This is a genomic window from Paraburkholderia sp. RAU6.4a (assembly GCF_050435625.1).
GTDB classification, from domain to species: Bacteria; Pseudomonadota; Gammaproteobacteria; order Burkholderiales; family Burkholderiaceae; genus Paraburkholderia; species Paraburkholderia tuberum.
The window spans coordinates 2,119,315-2,138,821 of sequence record NZ_JBNDKQ010000002.1 but is presented as its reverse complement, the minus strand read 5'-3'; the positions used below and the strand labels follow the sequence as shown (position 1 = coordinate 2,138,821).

Annotated in this window: 16 protein-coding genes and 1 pseudogene; 6 read left to right on the top strand and 11 right to left on the bottom strand. The window is 65.3% G+C overall.

Translation table 11 applies throughout. The features are described 5' to 3' along the window. Positions 1-25 precede the first annotated feature (25 nt). The 4 genes and pseudogenes from prmC to OKW40_RS14610 form a co-directional block, all read right to left on the bottom strand. Positions 26-913, bottom strand: a complete 888-nt coding sequence (gene prmC / locus OKW40_RS14625) for a peptide chain release factor N(5)-glutamine methyltransferase (RefSeq protein WP_429408185.1) — start codon at positions 911-913, stop codon at positions 26-28. Between the two features lie 10 nt (positions 914-923). Beyond that, positions 924-2,007 (bottom strand): annotated as a pseudogene (prfA, locus tag OKW40_RS14620) (peptide chain release factor 1). Positions 2,008-2,128: 121 nt separating this feature from the next. Next, positions 2,129-3,415: a glutamyl-tRNA reductase gene (hemA, locus tag OKW40_RS14615; protein ID WP_090802047.1), complete on the bottom strand. Its 1,287-nt coding sequence runs from the start codon at positions 3,413-3,415 to the stop codon at positions 2,129-2,131. Positions 3,416-3,494: 79 nt separating this feature from the next. Beyond that, the gene (locus OKW40_RS14610) at positions 3,495-4,205 is read right to left on the bottom strand and encodes a response regulator transcription factor (protein WP_429490312.1); all 711 of its coding nucleotides are present in this window, start codon (positions 4,203-4,205) and stop codon (positions 3,495-3,497) included. Between the two features lie 229 nt (positions 4,206-4,434). On the opposite strand from OKW40_RS14610, the gene OKW40_RS14605 reads away from it, so the two are divergent. The 3 genes from OKW40_RS14605 to OKW40_RS14595 are packed head-to-tail and all read left to right on the top strand — an operon-like array spanning position 4,435 to position 7,203. After that, positions 4,435-4,713 (top strand): hypothetical protein, encoded by a 279-nt coding sequence (locus tag OKW40_RS14605; RefSeq protein WP_184009140.1) that lies wholly within the window; start codon positions 4,435-4,437, stop codon positions 4,711-4,713. Positions 4,714-4,731: 18 nt separating this feature from the next. Beyond that, the gene (locus OKW40_RS14600) at positions 4,732-6,546 is read left to right on the top strand and encodes an aminopeptidase P family protein (protein ID WP_429490310.1); all 1,815 of its coding nucleotides are present in this window, start codon (positions 4,732-4,734) and stop codon (positions 6,544-6,546) included. A gap of 33 nt (positions 6,547-6,579) precedes the next feature. Next, positions 6,580-7,203, top strand: a complete 624-nt coding sequence (locus tag OKW40_RS14595; protein ID WP_429490308.1) for an HAD family hydrolase — start codon at positions 6,580-6,582, stop codon at positions 7,201-7,203. A gap of 14 nt (positions 7,204-7,217) precedes the next feature. Here OKW40_RS14595 and OKW40_RS14590 read toward each other — a convergent pair whose 3' ends face one another. The 7 genes from OKW40_RS14590 to ychF all read right to left on the bottom strand — a co-directional run bounded on the left by OKW40_RS14590 (position 7,218) and on the right by ychF (position 16,472). After that, a complete protein-coding gene (locus OKW40_RS14590) occupies positions 7,218-8,342 on the bottom strand; it encodes a DUF748 domain-containing protein (protein WP_429490306.1) in 1,125 nt (374 codons plus the stop codon). Positions 8,343-8,498: 156 nt separating this feature from the next. Then, positions 8,499-10,163: an energy-dependent translational throttle protein EttA gene (gene ettA, locus OKW40_RS14585; protein WP_018420110.1), complete on the bottom strand. Its 1,665-nt coding sequence runs from the start codon at positions 10,161-10,163 to the stop codon at positions 8,499-8,501. Between the two features lie 230 nt (positions 10,164-10,393). Next, positions 10,394-11,482: a sn-glycerol-3-phosphate import ATP-binding protein UgpC gene (locus tag OKW40_RS14580; protein ID WP_184065664.1), complete on the bottom strand. Its 1,089-nt coding sequence runs from the start codon at positions 11,480-11,482 to the stop codon at positions 10,394-10,396. Positions 11,483-11,532: 50 nt separating this feature from the next. Then, positions 11,533-12,378 (bottom strand): sn-glycerol-3-phosphate ABC transporter permease UgpE, encoded by an 846-nt coding sequence (gene ugpE, locus OKW40_RS14575; protein WP_429490304.1) that lies wholly within the window; start codon positions 12,376-12,378, stop codon positions 11,533-11,535. After that, positions 12,375-13,259, bottom strand: coding sequence for a sn-glycerol-3-phosphate ABC transporter permease UgpA (gene ugpA / locus OKW40_RS14570; RefSeq protein ID WP_429356216.1), 885 nt, complete (start codon positions 13,257-13,259; stop codon positions 12,375-12,377). The genes ugpE and ugpA overlap by 4 nt, the downstream gene beginning before the upstream one ends. 72 nt (positions 13,260-13,331) lie before the next feature. Further along, positions 13,332-14,657 carry a sn-glycerol-3-phosphate ABC transporter substrate-binding protein UgpB gene (gene ugpB, locus OKW40_RS14565; RefSeq protein ID WP_429490302.1) on the bottom strand — a complete coding sequence of 442 codons (1,326 nt, stop codon included), beginning with the start codon at positions 14,655-14,657 and terminating at the stop codon, positions 13,332-13,334. A gap of 720 nt (positions 14,658-15,377) precedes the next feature. After that, a complete protein-coding gene (ychF, locus tag OKW40_RS14560; RefSeq protein WP_429490300.1) occupies positions 15,378-16,472 on the bottom strand; it encodes a redox-regulated ATPase YchF in 1,095 nt (364 codons plus the stop codon). Between the two features lie 269 nt (positions 16,473-16,741). Between ychF and OKW40_RS14555 the strand changes: the two genes are divergently transcribed. The 3 genes from OKW40_RS14555 (at position 16,742) to OKW40_RS14545 (ending at position 19,449) form a co-directional block, all read left to right on the top strand. Further along, a complete protein-coding gene (locus OKW40_RS14555) occupies positions 16,742-17,110 on the top strand; it encodes a hypothetical protein (RefSeq protein WP_429293998.1) in 369 nt (122 codons plus the stop codon). 236 nt (positions 17,111-17,346) lie between these two features. Beyond that, positions 17,347-18,519: a UbiH/UbiF family hydroxylase gene (locus tag OKW40_RS14550; protein ID WP_429490297.1), complete on the top strand. Its 1,173-nt coding sequence runs from the start codon at positions 17,347-17,349 to the stop codon at positions 18,517-18,519. A gap of 204 nt (positions 18,520-18,723) precedes the next feature. After that, positions 18,724-19,449: a DsbC family protein gene (locus tag OKW40_RS14545; protein ID WP_090802025.1), complete on the top strand. Its 726-nt coding sequence runs from the start codon at positions 18,724-18,726 to the stop codon at positions 19,447-19,449. The last annotated feature ends 58 nt before the right edge of the window (positions 19,450-19,507 follow it).

The window sequence follows — 19,507 nt, the reverse complement described above, 5'->3', positions numbered from 1 at the left end:
GGGGTTTTAGCCTCGGCGACCGCGCTCAGGCCGCAGCGGCGCGCAGCACGCCGCCGCTGATCCGCTCGATGCCGGCGAGATCGCGCGCCGAGCGGACCTCGGCAAAACCGCGTTCGCTCAACAATGCGCGCACGGCTTCGGCCTGGTCGTAGCCATGTTCGATCCAAACCGTGCCGTCGGCGGCGAGACGCTCGGGGGCGCCGGCGACGATCGCGCGGATCGCGCTGAGGCCGTCGGCCTCGTCGGTGAGCGCGCCGCGCGGCTCGAAGCGCAGATCGCCCTCACGCAGATGCGGGTCGCCGCTCGCGATATACGGTGGATTGCTGACGATCGCATCGAAGCGCAACGCGGCGTCGAGCGAGCCGTACCAGTCGCTGGGCAGGAAAACGACGGCGCCCCCCGGGCGTTTCACGTCGAGCAGGCGCGCGCCGTTGCGCGCGGCGACGGCGAGCGCGTCGGCCGAGCGGTCGAGCGCCCAGACCTGCGCGTCGGGCCGCATCGACGCGATCGCCACCGCGATTGCGCCGGTCCCGGTGCCGAGATCGAGCACACGTGGGCGCGGCCGAGGTTCGATCGCCGCGAGCGCGGTCTCCACCAGCAGCTCGGTCTCAGGACGCGGAATCAGCACGTGCGGCGTCACTTCGAATTCGAGCCCGAAGAACTCGCGCGCACCGACGAGCTGCGCGACCGGCTCGCCGGCCATGCGCCGCGCCTCGAGCGTGCGATAACGCTCGACGCTTGCGCGTTCGAGCGGCTCCTCGCCGCGCGTGATCAGCTGCGTGCGCCGCCAACCGAGCACATGCGTGAGCAGAATCCGCGCTTCGAGCGGCGGCAGCGGCGATGCGCGCATTAGCGCCTCGGCCGTGGGGGGCAGAGCGGTGGGGTCGAGCGGAGCCGGGGAGGCGTCGGTCATTGTCGGGGCGTTAGTCCGCGTCGCCGAGCGAAGCCAGCAGTTCGGCCTGATGCTCGCTGACGAGCGCCGCGATCAGTTCTTCGAGATCGCCGTCCATGATCGCGTCGAGGCGATACAGCGTCAGGTTGATGCGGTGATCGGTGAGGCGCCCCTGCGGGAAGTTGTACGTGCGGATGCGCTCCGAACGGTCGCCCGAGCCGATCAGGTTCTTGCGCGTCGCCGCTTCCTTCGCCTGCTGCTCGTGCGCCTGCTTGTCCTTGATGCGCGCGGCGAGCACCTTCAGCGCGCGATCCTTGTTCTTGTGCTGCGAGCGGTCGTCCTGACATTCGACGACGATGCCCGTCGGCAAGTGCGTGACGCGCACCGCCGAGTCGGTCTTGTTGATGTGCTGGCCGCCCGCGGCCCGACGCGCGGAACGTGTCGATACGCAGATCGGCCGGATTGATCTCGACTTCGCCGATCTCGTCCGCTTCCGGCATCACCGCGACCGTGCACGCCGAGGTATGGATGCGGCCCTGCGTTTCGGTGGCCGGCACGCGCTGCACGCGATGCCCGCCCGACTCGAACTTCAGCTTCGAATACGCGGCATCGCCGGCAATTCGCACGATCACTTCGCGATAGCCCCCGAGGTCCGATTCGCTCGCCGACATCATCTCGACCTGCCAGCGGTTGCGCTCGGCATAGCGCAGATACATGCGCAGCAGATCGCCCGCGAACAGCGCGGATTCGTCGCCGCCGGTGCCCGCGCGGATTTCGAGGAAAATGTTGCGCTCGTCGTTCGGGTCTTTCGGCAGCAGCATTTTCTGCAGTTCGACGCCGAGCGTCTCCATACGATCGCGTGCTGCGCGGATTTCCTCTTCGGCGAAATCGCGCATCGACACGTCGGCGAGCAGTTCCTGCGCGGTGGCGGCGTCGTTTTGCGCCCGGCGCCACAGCCCGTAATGCTCGACGACCGGGTCGAGCTCCGCGTGTTCGCGCGTCAGCTTGCGGTACTGGTCGAGGTTGGCGGTGATGTCCTCGCGGCTCAACAGGTCGTTCAGTTCGGCCAGCCGGGTGGTCAGCTGGTCGAGCTTGCGTTGCATGCTCGTTTTCATCGGGCGGGTAGCGGAGCGGACTCCGGAATGGATGCGGCCAGGGGAACGGGCGAATGCCCGGGGCGGAAGCACTTTGCGAGCCACGGCGGTGGCGCGCGGGGGTGCGGCGAGCACTGCGCCGCTAACGCTCGGTAGAGCCGGGGTGTTTGTAGAAGCCGCTCATCAGCTCGATCAGCTTGTCGCGGTTGTCGGTGCTCGCGCGATTCAGCGCGTGCGTAGGACCATGGATCAGCTTGTTGGTGAGCGATTGCGACAGTGCCTCGAGGACTGCGGCCGGATCGTCGCCGCGCGCGAGCATTTTCTGCGCGCGTTCGACCTCTGCGCGGCGCAGCGTGTCGGCCTGCGTGTGCATGTGGCGGATCACCGGCACGATGCTGCGCGCATCAAGCCACTGCATGAAGTTCTGCACGCGCGTTTCGATGATCGCTTCGGCCTGCGCGACCGCGGCCTGGCGCGACGCATTGCCTTCGCGAACGATCGCACCGAGGTCGTCGACGGTGTACAGGAACACGTCTTCGAGCTGGCCGGCTTCGGGTTCGATGTCACGCGGCACCGCGAGGTCGACCATGAAAATCGGCCGGTGACGGCGCGCCTTGACCGCGCGCTCGACCGCGCCAAGACCGATGATCGGCAACGTGGACGCCGTGCACGACACGATGATGTCGAATTCGTGCATCCGCGCGGGGAGCTCGGAGAGCGGAATGGCGCGGCCGTTGAAGCGCTCGGCGAGCCGCATGCCGCGCTCGGCGGTTCGGTTCGCGACGACGAGTTCCCGCGGATGCTGCGCCGCGAAGTGCGTCGCGCAAAGCTCGATCATTTCGCCAGCACCGATGAACAGCACGCGCTGGTTCGCGATCTTGTCGAAAATGCGTTGGGCGAGGCGTACCGCGGCGGCGGCCATCGACACCGACTGCGCGCCGATCTCGGTGGTGCTGCGCACTTCCTTCGCGACGGCGAAGGTGCGCTGGAATAGCTGATTCAGGTAGGTGCCGAGGGCGCCGGCTTCGGAGGCGGTGCGCACCGCGTCCTTCATTTGTCCGACGATCTGCGTTTCGCCGAGCACCATCGAATCGAGCCCCGACGCGACGCGGAACGCATGGCGCACGGCTTCGGACTGCGGCAGCGCATAGACGTGCGGCGCGAGTTCATCGATCGGGAGGTTGTGGTACTTCGACAGCCACTGCACCGAGGCTTCGCGCGCGGCGAGGTCGTCGGTCGCGCAGTAGAGTTCGGTGCGGTTGCAGGTGGACAGAATTGCCGCCTCGGGCGCGTTGGGGGCCATGTGGCCCAGCCAGATGCCTTTGAACGTATCCAGAGCGGGCTTTATCTGTTCGAGCGGAAACGCCACGCGTTCGCGCAAGGCGACAGGCGCAGTGTGATGGTTGATTCCGATCGTTAGAAGCTGCATTTGGGGGAGCTATCGTTCAGCCATATATTATAGCGTTTCCACGATACTCACATTCTGCCCGCCATATATCCCGCATGCGTCAGTTCGCGCCTGTCGGGCTCTCCGGCGGGATCGCGTCGAGCTGGTAACCGTAACCATAGACCGGCGTCAGCGTGTAGCCAAGCTCCGGGCGCAGTTGCAACTTGCTGCGCACGCGCGACGCGTGGGTGTCGATGGTGCGCGAATTTACGTCACGGCGGCGGGCCCACACGGTTTCGAGAATATGCGCGCGCGACACCGGCCGCGCGAGATTGTTGAACAGCACCAGCGCGAGGCGGAATTCCTTCGGCGTCAGGATCACGGTCAGGTCGCGGAATGTCACGGCCAAATTCGCCGCGTCGAACGTATAGCCGCCGATCACGTCGCGTCGACGGTTGGGCGGCCGCCGCAGGCCCGCACGGCGCTGCAGCGCCTCGACACGCGCGAGCATTTCGGGGCCGCGCACTGGCTTGCTGAGACAGTCGTCGGCGCCGGCATGCAGCGCGGCGACGATCTGGCATTCGCGCGGTGCGCTCAGCAGCATCATGATGGGCAGGCCCGGCAGAATGGAGCGCGCGCGCGGGATCACGTCTTCGGCGCAATGGTCGCCGGCCCAACTTTCGGTGATCAACAGGTCGAAAAATTCGTCGGTAGCGCGCTGCAGGAAGGTGGCGCTAGTGGTGAAGTGCTGGCACGCGTGGCCGCCGGCGAAAATGAGCCGGTCAACCAGTTTGGCGTGTTGCACGTCGGGTTCGATAAGGGCGATGCGCATGGCGCTGCGTCAGCCTGGCAACGGGCGAAGCATGAGGCGTTTTCGTCAGACTTACAACTTGCCTAAGCACACCCCGATCCCTAAACTCAACCGCTATGCGGAAAGCGCCGTGCTGAACTTGTATAGTTGAGGAGGCAAAAATGCTAGCGTTGGCGGCTCCTTTCGCCTATGAGACGAATCCGAAATTGATCTTGCCGTGTTTGAGCGCCCAGTCTGGAGTCGACGCCTGATGGGTTGGCCAGGCATTCTCGTACTCGGCGCGGTGATCGGCCTCGCGGGCTGGTGGTTGCATCCGCAGCGCCGCGCGAGCCGCGCCCGCTGGTGGGCCGCGCTGTTGGCCGGTGTGCTCGGCACGAGCGTCGCGCGGATGGCCGGCAATGTGACAAGTCTCTTCCATGACGGCGACATGCTCGAATGGCCGGTATGCACCGCCGTCGCGCTCATCGCCGTCGCCGTGACGGTCGGCCTCTTGTCGCGTCAATCAACGCGCCGGTCAATCCGTCGATGAATCCTTGCAGGTAACTCCATGAACGCCCGACTTCCCGAAACCTCCTCCATTCCCGAGCGCCTCGCGAGCCTGCGCGCCGCGATGGCGCGCGAGGGCATTGCCGCTTACCTCGTGCCGTCGGCGGATCCGCATCTGTCCGAGTATCTGCCAGGGCGCTGGCAAGGCCGCCAGTGGCTGTCGGGCTTCACCGGCTCGGCCGGCACGCTGATCGTCACCGCCGATTTCGCCGGCGTCTGGACCGACAGCCGCTACTGGGAGCAGGCAAGTGCGCAGCTCGCCGGCAGCGGTGTCGAGCTGATGAAGATGACTGGCGGCCAGCTCACGACGCCGCATTTCGAATGGCTCGCGCAGAACGTCGCGAGCGGCGGCACGGTCGGTGTGGACGGCGCGGTGCTGGGCGTCGCGGCCGCGCGCGCGTTGAGCGCCGCACTGAACGCGCGCGGCGTGCAATTGCGCACCGACCTCGACCTGTTCGACGCGATCTGGGCGCAGCGCCCGGCGCTGCCCGCCGACGCCGTCTTCGAGCACGCCGCGCCGCAAGCGGGCGTCACACGTGCGGACAAGCTTGCGCAGGTGCGTCGCGCGATGGTCGAGAAAGGCGCGCAGTGGCACTTCATCTCGACGCTCGACGACCTCGCCTGGCTGCTGAATCTGCGCGGCGCCGACGTCAGCTACAACCCGGTGTTCGTCGCGCACACGCTGATCGGCGTGGATCGGGCGTCGCTATTTATCGCCGACGGCAAGGTGTCGCCGGCGCTCGCCGAAGTGCTCGCGCGCGACGGCATCAGCGTCGAGCCGTACGCGAAAACCGCCGACGCGCTTGCCGCGCTGCCAGCCGGCAGCACGCTGCTGATCGATCCGCGCCGCATCACGTACGGCTCGCTGCAGGTGGTGCCGTCGTCGGTCAAGGTGGTCGAGGCGGTCAATCCGTCCACTTTCCTGAAGTCGTGCAAGACCGCCGCCGATGCCGCGCACGTGCGTGAGACGATGGAGCAGGACGGCGCCGCGCTCGCCGAATTCTTCGCGTGGTTCGAAAGCGCGCTCGGCCGCGAGCGCATCACCGAGCTGACGATCGACGAGCATCTGACGGCAGCTCGCGCGCGCCGTCCCGGCTTCGTGTCGCTGAGCTTCGCGACGATCGCGGGCTTCAATGCGAACGGCGCGATGCCGCACTATCGCGCGACCGAGGAGTCGCATGCGGTGATCGAAGGCAATGGCCTGCTGCTGATCGATTCGGGCGGCCAGTATCTGGGCGGCACGACCGACATCACACGCGTCGTCCCGGTCGGCACGCCGAGCAGCGAACAGCGCCGCGATTTCACCGTCGTGCTGAAGGGCATGATCGCGCTGTCACGCGCGCAATTCCCGCGCGGCATCCGCTCGCCGATGCTCGACGCGATCGCGCGCGCGCCGATCTGGCAGGCCGGCGCCGACTATGGCCACGGCACCGGTCACGGGGTCGGCTACTTCCTGAACGTGCACGAAGGCCCGCAGGTGATCTCGCACTACGCGCCGGCCGAACCGTGGACCGCGATGGAGGAGGGCATGATCACGTCGAACGAGCCGGGTCTGTATCGGCCGGGCAAGTGGGGCGTGCGAATCGAAAACCTCGTGCTGAACGTGGCCGCGGTAAAAACCGAATTCGGCGACTTCCTGAAGTTCGAAACGCTGACGCTGTGCCCGATCGACGCGCGCTGCATCGAGCTGTCGCTGCTGCGCGACGACGAGCGCGCATGGCTCAACGCGTATCACGAGACGGTGCGCGCGCGCCTCGTGCCGCATGTATCGGGCGACGCGAAAGCGTGGCTGGAGTTGCGCACGCAACCCATCTGAGCATAGCGACGACCTTCCAAAGGAGCGTGGTGCATGGCGATCAAGGCAGTGGTGTTCGATTTCGGCGGTGTGCTGATCGACTGGAGTCCCGAGTACCTGTACCGCGAGCTGATTCCCGACGAAGTCGAGCGCCGCTGGTTCCTCGCGCACGTCTGCTCGATGGACTGGGTGATCCGCCAGGATGGCGGCCAGCCGATCGTCGAAGCCACCGACGAGCTGATCGCGCGGTTTCCCGATCACGAACCGCTGATCCGCGCGTTCTATGAGCGCTGGCACCAGATGGTGGCGGGTGTGCTCGACGACGGCATCGCGCTGATGGAAAAGCTCGAAGCGGCCGAGGTGCCGCTCTTCGGGCTGACCAACTGGTCGGCCGAGACGTTTCCGTACGCGTGGGAGCACTATCCGGTGCTGCGGCGGTTTCGCGACGTCGTCGTGTCGGGGCGCGTGAAACTCGTGAAGCCCGACCCGGTGATCTTCGCGGAGATGCGCCGGCGCATCGAACTGCAAATGCCCGGTGTCGAGCCGGCCGAACTCGTCTTCATCGACGACAACGCGAAGAACGCCGAAGCCGCGAAGGCGCTCGGCTGGCACGGCGTGCATCACACGAGCGCCGCGCAAACGGAAGCCAAGCTGCGCGAGTTGGGCTTGCCGGTTTGAGCTGACCGCCGCCGCTACTGCCCCAGCAGATTCTTCAGCGCATTGCCGAGACCCTTGACGGTCTCGCCCGCACCCTTCGCGACACCTTCGACGCTGACCCCGAGCGCCTGCGCAAACCCCGCGCCGATGCGCGTGAGGATCCCTTCGCGCACCGAGAACTTCGGATCGCGCAGATCGCCGTCGAGCACGAAATGCAGCGTGATATTGCCGTTATGCGTCTTCAGCGCCGCGACGGCGGCGTGGGTCGGAATCGACATGAACGTCTCGAGCGGATTGTCGGATTCGGCGAGCTGCAGGTTGTGGACTGTCACCGTGCCGGGCGCATGGAGATGATAGTTCCGCACCGTCGATTCGATCGTCAGGTCGACGGTGCCGCCCGTCACCTGTGCGCGCGTGCCGGCCTTCTTCAGCAGATACGGCTCGAGCATCGCAATATCGACACCGTGCAGCGTGCTCGTCGTCTGCGAATCGCGGCTGGCGATTTTGATCCAGCCGTCGAACGTCACGGTGCCCGTATGCGCCGGCCCCTTCATCGAGCCGCGAACGCTGACATGGGTCGGTTCGGTAAGCGCCGGCAGATGCAGATGGTCGACGCTCGCGTTGGCGTTGCTGACCGTGACCTTGAACGGCGGCGGCCCGACAGTCATGTCGTAGAAATGGAAGTTGCCGTGTTCGAAGCGGATATGGTCGACCAGCTTTTCGCGCGGGATCGGCGGCGCCGTGCCGGCGTTGCCCGGCTGATCGCCGCGGTTCAGCGATTCGCGCAGGTTCGGCAGCAGATTCAGCGAGCCGTCCTTCGTGCGTAACACGGCCATGTCGAAGCCGCGCACGACGACCTCGCGGATATGCATGCGCCGCGCGATCAGATCGCGCACGTCCGGGGTGATCGTGATTTCGTCGGCGCGTAGCGGTTCACCCGCTGGCCAGTCAGGCGGCGCTTTTAGCACGACGTGGGTGAGGTGTACCGAGGTGAGGCCGACGTCGATACTGTCGGCGCTGCCGAGCGGCCCGAGCGCCGCGCTGACGCGATTCTTGACTTCCTGTTGCGCGAATTGCATCGCGCCGATCGCGATCAGAACCAACGCCAAAAGCGTTCCGCCCACGATGACGATCCAGCGCCTGCCCTTCGACATCGCCATGCCTGTCTCCTCGTTGCCGCGTCGCGCGGCGCTGTGTTGACCGTCTGTCGCGTGCGCGAGACTTTCTCGCGCGCCTCCATCTAGCGACGGTTAGCAACGCGCATGCCCCGCGGCCCCTCCGGCATCGCGCCAGACGGGCCGTCGTCCGCCCGCTTCTTAACGCGAGATCGGCTTGTAGCGCAGGCGCTTCGGCCGCGCGCCTTCCTCGCCGAGACGCGCGCGCTTGTCCGCTTCGTATTCCTGGTAGTTGCCGTCGAAGAACGTGACTTGCGAGTCGCCTTCGAACGCGAGGATATGCGTCGCGATGCGATCGAGGAACCAGCGATCGTGCGAAATCACGAGCACCGAGCCCGCGAATTCGAGCAGCGCGTCTTCGAGCGCGCGCAGCGTTTCGACGTCGAGGTCGTTCGACGGTTCGTCGAGCAGCAGAACGTTGCCGCCCGCGATCAGCGTCTTCGCCAGATGCAGACGACCGCGCTCGCCGCCGGACAGATTGCCGACGATCTTCTGCTGGTCGCCGCCCTTGAAATTGAAGCGGCCGATATACGCGCGCGACGGTGTTTCGTACTTGCCGACCGTCAGCACGTCCGCGCCGCCCGAGATTTCCTCGAACACGGTCTTGGTGCCTGCGAGCGCTTCGCGGCTCTGGTCCACGTACGCGAGCTTGACGGTCGGACCCTGCACGATTTCGCCCGAATCGGGTTGCTCGCGGCCGGTCAGCATACGGAACAGCGTCGATTTGCCGGCGCCGTTCGGACCGATGATGCCGACGATCGCGCCGGCCGGGATCTTGAAGCTGACGTTATCGAGCAGCAGCCGGTCGCCGTACGACTTGCTGACGTTCTTGAACTCGATCACTTCATTGCCGAGGCGGTCGCCGACCGGAATGAAGATTTCCTGCGTTTCGTTGCGCTTCTGGTAGTCCTGGCTGTTCAGTTCCTCGAAGCGCGCGATACGCGCCTTCGACTTCGCCTGGCGGCCCTTCGGGTTCTGGCGCACCCACTCGAGTTCCTTCTTGATCGCCTTCTGGCGCGCGGACTCCGACGCTTCTTCCTGCTTCAGACGCTCTTCCTTCTGATCGAGCCAACTGCTGTAGTTGCCCTTCCACGGAATGCCGTGACCGCGGTCGAGTTCGAGAATCCACTCGGCGGCGTTGTCGAGGAAGTAGCGATCGTGCGTGACGGCGACCACGGTGCCCGGGAAGCGCGTCAGGAACTGCTCGAGCCATTCGACCGATTCCGCGTCGAGGTGGTTGGTCGGCTCGTCGAGCAGCAGCATGTCGGGCTTTTGCAGCAGCAGCTTGCACAGCGCGACGCGGCGCTTTTCGCCGCCCGACAGATGCTCGATCTTGGCGTCCCATGCCGGCAGGCGCAGTGCGTCGGCGGCGATTTCGATCTGCTGCTCGGCGCTGCCGTCGGTCGTTGCGAGGATCGCTTCGTACTTCGCCTGCTCGGCGGCCAGCGCGTCGAAGTCGGCATCCGGCTCCGCGTAGGCCGCGTAGATTTCGTCGAGCTTCTTCTGCGCGTTGAACACGTCGCCGAGGCCTTCCTCGACCGCTTCACGCACGGTTTTCTGCGGATCGAGTTGCGGCTCCTGCGGCAGATAGCCGATGTTCAGGTTCGGCATCGGTGTCGCTTCGCCTTCGATCTCCGTGTCCACACCGGCCATGATGCGGATCAGGGTCGACTTGCCCGAGCCGTTCAGGCCAAGCAGGCCGATCTTCGCGCCGGGGAAGAACGAAAGCGAAATGTCTTTCAGGATCTGGCGCTTGGGCGGCACGATTTTGCCGACCCGGTTCATGGTGAAAACGTATTGGGCCATTAGCTTGCAGTAGACGTTGACGACGCCGGCCGCGTGCGGGCGGGCAGTCGGGGGTGAATGGGTAATCGGTGTGAGGGCCGGGCGGAACACCCGGCGCCGGCCGGCGCGGCGTCGGATTCGACGACGCTGCCGCGCGCGGCATGTGGTTCAGGTGGCATTGTACTTCGCGGCGAGGGCCGGGCGGCAGGGGGGCCGGCGGCGGGCCGCCGTCGCGGCGCGCCGCGGGCGTCTCAGTTCGCGCGCCGTCCAGTCGCCGGATCGAAGAAGTGCAGATGCTGCGCGGGCAGCACGACCTGCAGCGCCTCGCCGGCCGCGGGACGATGCGCGTGAGGCAGCCGCGCGGTCACATCGTGCTTGCCCCAGCGGCCGTGCGCTAGATTGTCCGCGCCGAGAATTTCGCAAGAATCGACGCTCAGTGTCGCGAACGGTGCGTTGGCCGTGCCCGGGCTCAGATGCTCGGGGCGAATGCCGAGCGTCCACTCGCGGCCTGTCGCGACTTCGCGGCCGATCGACGGCACGCCCGCGAGCGGCAGCTTCGGGCCGTTGCCGGCGACGTCGAAGGTCGAGCCGTCGTCCGCGACACGGCCTTCGAGCAGGTTCATCCCCGGCGAGCCGATGAAGCTCGCGACGAACACCGTGGCCGGCCGCTCGTAGACTTCGGTCGGCGCGCCGATCTGCTCGGCGTGGCCCTGGTTCATCACGATCACGCGCTGCGCCAGCGTCATCGCTTCGATCTGATCGTGCGTGACGTACAGACTCGTGGTCTTGAGGCGCGCATGCAGGCGCTGGATTTCGAGGCGCATCTGCACGCGCAGACGCGCGTCGAGATTCGACAGCGGCTCGTCGAACAGAAACACCGCCGGCTCGCGCACGATCGCGCGGCCCATCGCGACGCGCTGCCGCTGCCCGCCCGACAGCTCACGCGGCTTGCGCTGCAGCAGCGCGCCGAGCTCGAGAATCTGCGCGGCGGCTTCGACGCGTTTCGCGATCTGCGCACGATCGACGCCCGCGATCTTCAGCGCGTAACCCATGTTCTCGGCCACGCTCATATGCGGATACAGCGCGTAGTTCTGGAACACCATCGCGATGTTGCGATCCTTCGGCTCAAGCTCGTTGACGACCTTGCCGGCGATCGAAATGCTGCCGTCGGAGATGCGCTCGAGCCCGGCGACCATTCGCAGCAAGGTCGATTTGCCGCAGCCGGACGGCCCGACCATGACGACGAATTCGCCGTCGGCGACGTCGACGTCGATGCCGTGCAACACGAACTGTTTGCCGTCGTAGGTTTTCTTAACGCTTTGCAGAGTCAGTGCAGCCATGCCGTTCTAGCCTTTGATTTTGAGTGCTTGTCGCAGTCCGCCATACCGGATCATTTTTCCGAATCCACGAGGCCGCGCACGAACCAGCGCTGCATCGTCAGCACGACGGCGAGCGGGGGCAGCATCGCGAGCAGCGTGGCCGTCATCACCAGATGCCATTCGGTCGCGGTATCGCCCGAGGCGATCATTCCCTTGATGCCGATCACCGCGGTGATCAGCGACTGCTGGCTGGTGATCAGGATCGGCCACAGATACTGGTTCCAGCCGTAGATGAACGTGATCACGAAGAGCGCCGCCATCGTGGTCCGCGACAGCGGCAGCACGATGTCCCAGAAGAAGCGCAGCGCGCCCGCGCCGTCGATGCGCGCGGCTTCCATCAGCTCGTCCGGCAGTGTCTTGAAGAACTGGCGGAACAGGAACGTCGCGGTCGCCGACGCGATCAGCGGCAGCGTCAGACCGGTGTACGTATTGCTCAGATGCATCGACGACACCACCTGCACGGTCGGGAAAATCCGCACTTCGACCGGCAGCATCAGCGTGATGAAGATCAGCCAGAACGCGAGCGTGCGAAACGGAAAGCGGAAGTAGACGATCGCGTACGCGGAGATCATCGACACGGCGATCTTGCCGATCGCGATGACGAGCGCCATCACGAGGCTGTTGACCAGCATGCGATTGAACGGCGCCGCGGCGTTGCCGGTGCCCTGCGTCCAGATCGTGACGATGTTCTCGAACAGATGCGTGCTCGGCACGAGCGACAGCGGCACCGTGAACACCTCGTGCTCGCTCATCGTCGCCGCGCAGAACGCGACGTACACCGGAAACACCACCAGCACGACGCCGATGATCAGCACCGCGTGACAGAACAGGTCGAAACCGCGTCGGTTCTCGATCATGAGTATTGAACCCTGCGTTCGATGAAGCGGAATTGCACGACGGTCAGTGCCACGACGATGATCATCAGCACGACCGACTGCGCGCCCGAACTGCCGATGTCGAGCCCCTGGAAGCCTTCGGCGAAAATCTTGTAGATCAGCGTGCGGGTGGCCTGGCCTGGGCCGCCTCCGGTCGCCGCGTCGATCACGGGAAAGGTGTCGAAGAACGCGTAGGTGATGTTGATCACCAGCAGAAAGAACGTGGTCGGCGACAGCAGCGGCAGGGCGATGCCGAAGAAGCGGCGCACCGGACCGGCGCCGTCGATCGCGGCCGCTTCGATCAGCGAGCGCGGAATCGCCTGCAGGCCCGCATAGAAGAACAGGAAGTTATAGCTGATCTGCTGCCAGACCGACGCGAGCACGACGAGGAACATCGCCTGACCGGGGTTCAGCGCGTGATTCCATACGATGCCGTGTTTCGCGAGCGCATACGTGACGAGGCCGATGCTCGGGTTGAACAGGAACGACCACAGCACCGCGGCGATCGCGGGCGCGACCGCGTACGGCCAGATCAGCAGCGTTTGATAGGCCTTCGCGCCGCGCGTCACGCGATCCGCGCAGACCGCGAGCAACAGCGAGATCACGAGGCCCGACACGGTGACGAGCGTGCAGAACACGATCGTCGTGTTGAACGACGCCAGATACAGCGGGTCGGCGAACAGCTGTTTGAAGTTCGCGAGTCCGACGAACGCGCTCGACGTACCGAACGCGTCCTGGGTTTGCGTCGATTGCCAGAGCGCGACGCCCGCCGGCCACAGGAAGAACACGAGCGTGATGAGCAGCTGCGGCGCGACGAGCAGGTAGGGCAGCACGCTGGTGCCGAAGTAGGAGCGCTTTTCCATCGGAATGTCCAGAGTGTGCTGCAACGACGGGTTCCCGCGCGGGAGCGCCGGAACCCTGCCTGCAGGCGATGCTTAGTTGCTGGCCTTTTCGAAGCGGCGCAGCAGGTCGTCGCCGCGCGCGACGGACGAGTCGAGCGCCTGTTGCGGCGTCTTCTTGTCCGCCCACACCTGTTCGAGTTCTTCGTCGATCACGGTGCGGATCTGCGGCATGTTGCCCAGACGCAGACCCTTCGTGAACGGTAGCGGCGGCTTGTTCAGCATCTGGCGGATCGCGGTGTCGCTGCCGGGGTTCTTGTCGTAGAAGCCCTGCTGGCGCGTCAGGTCATACGCGGCGGTCGTGATCGGCAGATAGCCGGTGTCCTGATGCCACTTCGCGGCGACTGGCGCCGTGGCCAGATAGGCGAGGAACTTCGCGACGCCCTTGTAGACGGCCGGGTCCTTGCCCGACAGCACCCACAGGCTCGCCCCGCCGATGATCGCGTTCTGCGGCGCGCCCTTCACGCTGTCGTCGTACGGCATCATGCCGGTGCCGAAGTTGAACTTCGCGTATTTCTTGATCGTCGCGAGCGAGCCTGACGAGTTCGTGATGATGCCGCAGTCGCCGCTATAGAACTTCGACACCGGTTCGTCCTTGCGGCCGACATAGGTGAACGTGCCGTCCTTCGCCATGTTCTGCAGGAACTGGATGTGCGCGACCTGCAGCGGCTTGTTGAATTCGAGCTGCGCGTCCATGCCGTCGAAGCCGTTGTTACGCGACGCGAACGGCGCCGCATGCCACGCGCTGTAGTTCTCGAGCTGAATCCAGCTTTGCCAGCCCGACGAGTAGCCGCACGACATGCCCGAGGCCTTCAGCTTCTGCGCATCGGCGTGCAACTCGACCCAGGTCTTCGGCGGCTGGTTGGGATCGAGGCCAGCCTTCTTGAACGCATCCTTGTTGTAGTACAGCACCGGCGTCGAGCTGTTGAACGGCATCGAGATCAGTTCGCCGGTTTTCGAGTCGCTGTAATAGCTCGCGATGGTCGGCACGAAGGCTTTCTGATCGAGCGGCAGGCCCGCATCCTTGAATACCTGCGTGACCGGGACGATGGCTTTCTTCGCCTGCATCATCGTCGCGGTGCCGACCTCGTAGACCTGCAGGATGGCGGGCGCATTGCCGCTGCGATAGGCGGCGATGCCGGCGGCGAGGGTCTGGTCGTAGGTGCCCTTGAACACGGGCACGATCTTGTAGTCGTTTTGCGATTTGTTGAAGTCGTTCGCGATGTCGTTCAGACGTTCACCCAGTGCGGCTTCCATGGCGTGCCAGAACTGGATTTCGGTCGCGGCGTGAGCCGCCTGGCTGACGCCGATGCTCAATACAGCGGCGACGGAAAGTGAACGGAACAGCGGCTTGTAATTCATCGATTTGTCTCCGGTTCGGAAGGGGCGCGGACGCGAATCGCGCGATTCTAGTTGTGTTCGATGACATTCCGGCGGCGGCGCGCCGGAAGCCGAAATTTAGCATTGGCTGTCACGGAAAGGAAATAAACGGGAATCTATTCGGGAAGATCACGGGTGATGCAACTCGGGCCACGGCGCGGGCAAAAGCAATCGCCTCATGCAACACGTCCGATCGGTCGGGCCGATACCTGAAGGTTCGTACACGATTGGGTCGCCAAGGCATTCCCATCATGTCGGAGCTTTCGGCATGCCATTGACGCCTAATCCGGGAACGCACACTTTCGGCAGGGACGCCTTCTTCATGCATGGCGACAGCTAGAGTCATCCGGGTAGCCTGGCCATAGGGGCCGACGGCGCGAACGCGGAAGGTTTGGGAATCGCTCTTGCCTATGCGTTGCCGAGAAATCCCGCAACTGTGCTGAAGGTCGTAGACCCTGTCGAAGGCGACAGTCACATTCTCGCGGTATCGCGTGTGTGCGGCATTCCGTTTATTGACGATGCGCCGAAAAACTACAAGGCCAAAGCGTTGCACGCTGTTTCGGCGGTCACGACTGCAAATCCGCACATCAAGGCCCGTTGTCTCGACGCGTTGCGGAGGTCGTAGCGCGCAAACAAAAAAGCCCGCAACCCCTGAGGGTTCGCGGGCCTTAATCGCGCAGCGCAGTTTGCGCTGCTTCGCGCTTACACGTTGAACAGGAAGTTCATCACGTCGCCATCATGCACGACGTACTCCTTGCCTTCCGCGCGCATCTTGCCGGCTTCCTTCGCGCCTTGTTCACCTTTGTAGGTGATGTAGTCGTCGAAGCTGATCGTCTGCGCGCGAATGAAGCCGCGCTCGAAGTCGGTGTGGATCGCGCCGGCTGCCTTCGGCGCCGTATCGCCGACGTGGATCGTCCACGCGCGCACTTCCTTCACGCCGGCCGTGAAGTAGGTCTGCAGGCCGAGCAGCTTGAAGCCTGCGCGGATCACGCGGCTCAAGCCCGGCTCATGCATGCCCATGTCGGCGAGGAAGACTTCCATGTCGGCTTCGTCGAGGTCGGCGATTTCCGCTTCGACCGCCGCGCACACGGCCACGACCGGCGCGCCTTCAGCAGCCGCGAACTTCGTGATCGCGTCGAGGTGCGGGTTGTTCTCGAAGCCGTTTTCCTTCACGTTGGCGACGTACATCGTGGGCTTGGCGGTGATCAGGCAGAACGGCTTGAGGGTAGCCTTTTCTTCATCGGTCAGATCGAGCGCGCGGACCGGCTTCGCCTGGTCGAGCTGCGCGCGGACCTTCTCCAGCACCGCCGCGTTCTTCGCGGCTTCCTTGTCGTTACCCGACTTGGCCGCCTTGGAATAGCGCGCGAGCGCCTTCTCGACGGTGGCGAGGTCGGCAAGCGCGAGCTCGGTGTTGATCACCTCGATGTCCGACAGCGGATCGATCTTGTTCGCGACGTGAATCACGTTGTCGTCTTCGAAGCAGCGTACGACGTGCGTGATCGCGTCGGTTTCGCGGATGTTCGCGAGGAACTGGTTGCCGAGGCCCTCGCCCTTGCTCGCGCCGGCCACCAGACCGGCGATGTCGACGAACTCGACCACGGCCGGCAGGATGCGCTCTGGCTTGACGATTTCGGCGAGCGCCTTCAGCCGCGCGTCCGGCACCTCGACGATGCCGACGTTCGGCTCGATCGTGCAGAACGGATAGTTTTCGGCGGCGATTCCCGCCTTGGTCAGCGCGTTGAACAGGGTGGACTTGCCGACGTTGGGCAGGCCGACGATGCCGCATTTGAGGCTCATGGAAATCCTTCAGTGAATCAGTAGGTTGCGTGATGCGCTCGACGCTGCGCGCGGATTCGGAAAGCCTTCGCGTAAGGTGGGGCGCGGCGGGCTCAGCGGAGCGGACAAGACACCGAATCGGGGCGTTGGCTCGACGATTGAGTGCGAGTTTTCACGGAAAGCGCAATTGTAACCCGTTCGCCCGCGCGGACCCGCCGGCGCATTGGCGCGAAGCCACTGTAGAATCGTCAGGTCAGAGCCGGCGGAGCTCCAATTTCCGGGGGAGCAGCGTGGGAATCATCAGATGGGTTGGGATCGGCGTCGTCGCCGCGGTCGTGGTGGGCTCGGTCGCGACATGGGTCGCGCCGAATTTCGACGAAGCGCAGGCCACCACGGACCGGCAGACCATCGATTGTTTGACGACCCACCTGTCGCACGAAGATCACGCCGACATCGCGCGGTTCGCCGATAAGAACGACTACGACTCGCTATGGCGCGTGTTCGACCGCGTGTTCCCCGACTGCGCGGTACGCAGCGATCAGCGCGATCGCAAGGCGGAGCTCGAGGCGGCCGCGTGGCGCAACCTCTCGTCCAATCGCGACTTCATGCGCATGCGCGAGGCGAACGCGGCGCTCGCGGCAAGCGCCGCGACGCATTAGCACGACGCATCGAGGCCGCGCGGCCAGCGGCCCGGGACTCAAATGCGCGTGGCCGCCAACGCATGAAGTGCGGGTTACGCGAGCGGTCGGCGTCAGACTCGCACAGTCCCGCCGACAACCTCAGGCTCTGCCCCCAGACACCATGTCCGGCACGAGCCCGCGAGGCCCCGCGCACAGCGCCCAACGGCCGCGCCCGTCGATCCGTCCCCCGCACCCCCCGCGGCTATAATGCGCGCATGAACGCACACCACCAGACCTTTGATGCCGCCGTGATCGGCGGCGGGCTCGTCGGCAAGACCGCGGCGCTCGCGCTCACGCAAGCCGGACTGCGCGTCGCACTGCTCGCGCAGCCTTGCGCGGCGCTGCCCGCCGGTGCTGTCTTCGACTCGCGCGTCTATGCGTTGTCGTCGAGTTCGCAGGCCTTGTTCGAACGACTGCGGGTCTGGCAGGCGCTCGATCACACACGGCTCGGTCCCGTCTACGACATGCGCGTCTATGGCGACGCGCACGCCGAGCTGCATTTCTCGGCGTTTCAGGCATCGGTACCGCAGCTTGCGTGGATCGTCGAGTCGTCGGTGATCGAGCGCGCGCTCGATGCCGCGCTGCGCTTCCAGCCGAACCTCACGTGGTTCGACGCGCGCGCGCAGGCGCTCGATTTCTCCGTCGACAACGCGAGCGTCGGCCTCGCGAACGGCAGCGTGCTCGAAGCGGATCTGGTAGTCGGCGCGGACGGCGCGCACTCGTGGGTGCGCGCGCAGATCGGCTCGAAGATGGTGCGCCGCGACTACAGACAGATCGGTGTGGTCGCCAATTTCAAGGCTGCGAAGCCGCACGGCGAAACCGCGTATCAGTGGTTCCGCGACGGCGAGATCATCGCGTTGCTGCCGATGCCGGACGGCCACGTGTCGCTGGTCTGGTCGGCGCGCACCGAACACGCCGAGCAGTTGCTCGCGCTCGATCCCGAGCGGCTCGCCGCCGAAGTCGAGCACGTGAGCGGTGAACAGTTCGGTGCGCTCGACTGCGTGACGCCCGCGCAGGGCTTCCCGCTCGCGTTGCAGACCGTGGACCGGCTCGTCGCCCCGCGGGTCGCGCTGGTCGGCGATGCCGCACATCTGATCCATCCGTTGGCAGGACAGGGCATGAACCTCGGCTTGCGCGACGTCGCCGCGCTCGCGAGCACGATCGGCGGCAAGGAGTCGTTCCGCGATCTCGGCGACATGGTGCTGCTGCGTCGCTACGAACGCGCGCGCCGCGAAGACATTCACGCGCTGATGATCGCCACCGACGGCCTGCAGAAACTGTTCTCGGTGCCCGGTCCGCTCGCGCGCGCCGTGCGCAATACCGGCATGGCGTTCGTCGGCGCGCAGCCATTCATCAAGCGCTGGCTCGTGTCGGCCGCGCTGGGGTAAACCGCGACGAGGCGTCGGGCGGATAGCCGATGGCCGGTCACCGGCGCCCGGGACAGGTATCATGACCGGATCGAAGCGCTGCGATCCGCCCTTATCCGACCCCCGATCGAACCTGATCGAGCCTGATTGAACAGATAGGCGGCCGAAACTCGCGGCCGGAACGTAAAAAACGCGCAGGTGCGCGACTGACTCCAGGACTCCAGCATGAAAAAGACCTTCCGCATCGCCGCCGCCGCGCTCGCGATCGGTGCCGCTATGCTCGGCTGCTCGGCGCAGGCCGACCAGACCACCGACAAGCTCAAGGCCACCTTGCAAACCCGTCTTTCCGACGTGACGATCAAAAGCGTGTCGAAGACGCCGATCGCGGGCCTGTACGAAGTGAATCTCGGCACGCAGATCGTCTACAGCGATGCGAGCGGCGACTACCTGATGCTCGGCGACATGGTGGACTCGAAGACGCGCAAGAATCTGACCGAGGCACGCCTGTCGGAAACCAACCGCATCGACTTTGCGAGCCTGCCGTTCGGCAACGCGGTGAAGGTCGTGCGCGGCAATGGCGCGCGCAAGATCGCGGTGTTCTCCGATCCGAACTGCCCGTACTGCAAGCAGCTCGAAAAAACGCTGCTGTCGATCGACAACGTGACGGTCTACACGTTCCTGTACCCGGTGCTGTCGCCCGATTCGACGGCCAAGTCGAAGTCGATCTGGTGCTCGGCCGATCGCGCGAAGGCGTGGGAATCGTGGATGCAGGACCGTCAGGCGCCGACCGCCGCCGCCACCTGCGACACCGCCGCGATCGACAAGAACCTCGCGCTCGGCCGTTCGATGAACGTCGAAGGCACGCCGACGGTGTTTCTCGCCGACGGTCGCCGCCTGCCCGGCGCGGTGCCGGCAGATCGGCTCGACAAGGAACTGTCGGCCGTGCACTGAACAGCGCGCTGGCCACAGCGCCACGCCCGCCCCGGGCGCGCAACAGATGCAACGTTCA

What these genes read in the sequence shown, in the direction of transcription:
- prmC (WP_429408185.1), bottom strand. Translation starts at nt 913, where the DNA reads ATGACCGACGCCTCCCCGGCTCCGCTCGACCCCACCGCTCTGCCCCCC.
- hemA (WP_090802047.1), bottom strand. Translation starts at nt 3,415, where the DNA reads ATGCAGCTTCTAACGATCGGAATCAACCATCACACTGCGCCTGTCGCC.
- OKW40_RS14610 (WP_429490312.1), bottom strand. Translation starts at nt 4,205, where the DNA reads ATGCGCATCGCCCTTATCGAACCCGACGTGCAACACGCCAAACTGGTT.
- OKW40_RS14605 (WP_184009140.1), top strand. Translation starts at nt 4,435, where the DNA reads ATGGGTTGGCCAGGCATTCTCGTACTCGGCGCGGTGATCGGCCTCGCG.
- OKW40_RS14600 (WP_429490310.1), top strand. Translation starts at nt 4,732, where the DNA reads ATGAACGCCCGACTTCCCGAAACCTCCTCCATTCCCGAGCGCCTCGCG.
- OKW40_RS14595 (WP_429490308.1), top strand. Translation starts at nt 6,580, where the DNA reads ATGGCGATCAAGGCAGTGGTGTTCGATTTCGGCGGTGTGCTGATCGAC.
- OKW40_RS14590 (WP_429490306.1), bottom strand. Translation starts at nt 8,342, where the DNA reads ATGGCGATGTCGAAGGGCAGGCGCTGGATCGTCATCGTGGGCGGAACG.
- ettA (WP_018420110.1), bottom strand. Translation starts at nt 10,163, where the DNA reads ATGGCCCAATACGTTTTCACCATGAACCGGGTCGGCAAAATCGTGCCG.
- OKW40_RS14580 (WP_184065664.1), bottom strand. Translation starts at nt 11,482, where the DNA reads ATGGCTGCACTGACTCTGCAAAGCGTTAAGAAAACCTACGACGGCAAA.
- ugpE (WP_429490304.1), bottom strand. Translation starts at nt 12,378, where the DNA reads ATGATCGAGAACCGACGCGGTTTCGACCTGTTCTGTCACGCGGTGCTG.
- ugpA (WP_429356216.1), bottom strand. Translation starts at nt 13,259, where the DNA reads ATGGAAAAGCGCTCCTACTTCGGCACCAGCGTGCTGCCCTACCTGCTC.
- ugpB (WP_429490302.1), bottom strand. Translation starts at nt 14,657, where the DNA reads ATGAATTACAAGCCGCTGTTCCGTTCACTTTCCGTCGCCGCTGTATTG.
- ychF (WP_429490300.1), bottom strand. Translation starts at nt 16,472, where the DNA reads ATGAGCCTCAAATGCGGCATCGTCGGCCTGCCCAACGTCGGCAAGTCC.
- OKW40_RS14550 (WP_429490297.1), top strand. Translation starts at nt 17,347, where the DNA reads ATGAACGCACACCACCAGACCTTTGATGCCGCCGTGATCGGCGGCGGG.
- OKW40_RS14545 (WP_090802025.1), top strand. Translation starts at nt 18,724, where the DNA reads ATGAAAAAGACCTTCCGCATCGCCGCCGCCGCGCTCGCGATCGGTGCC.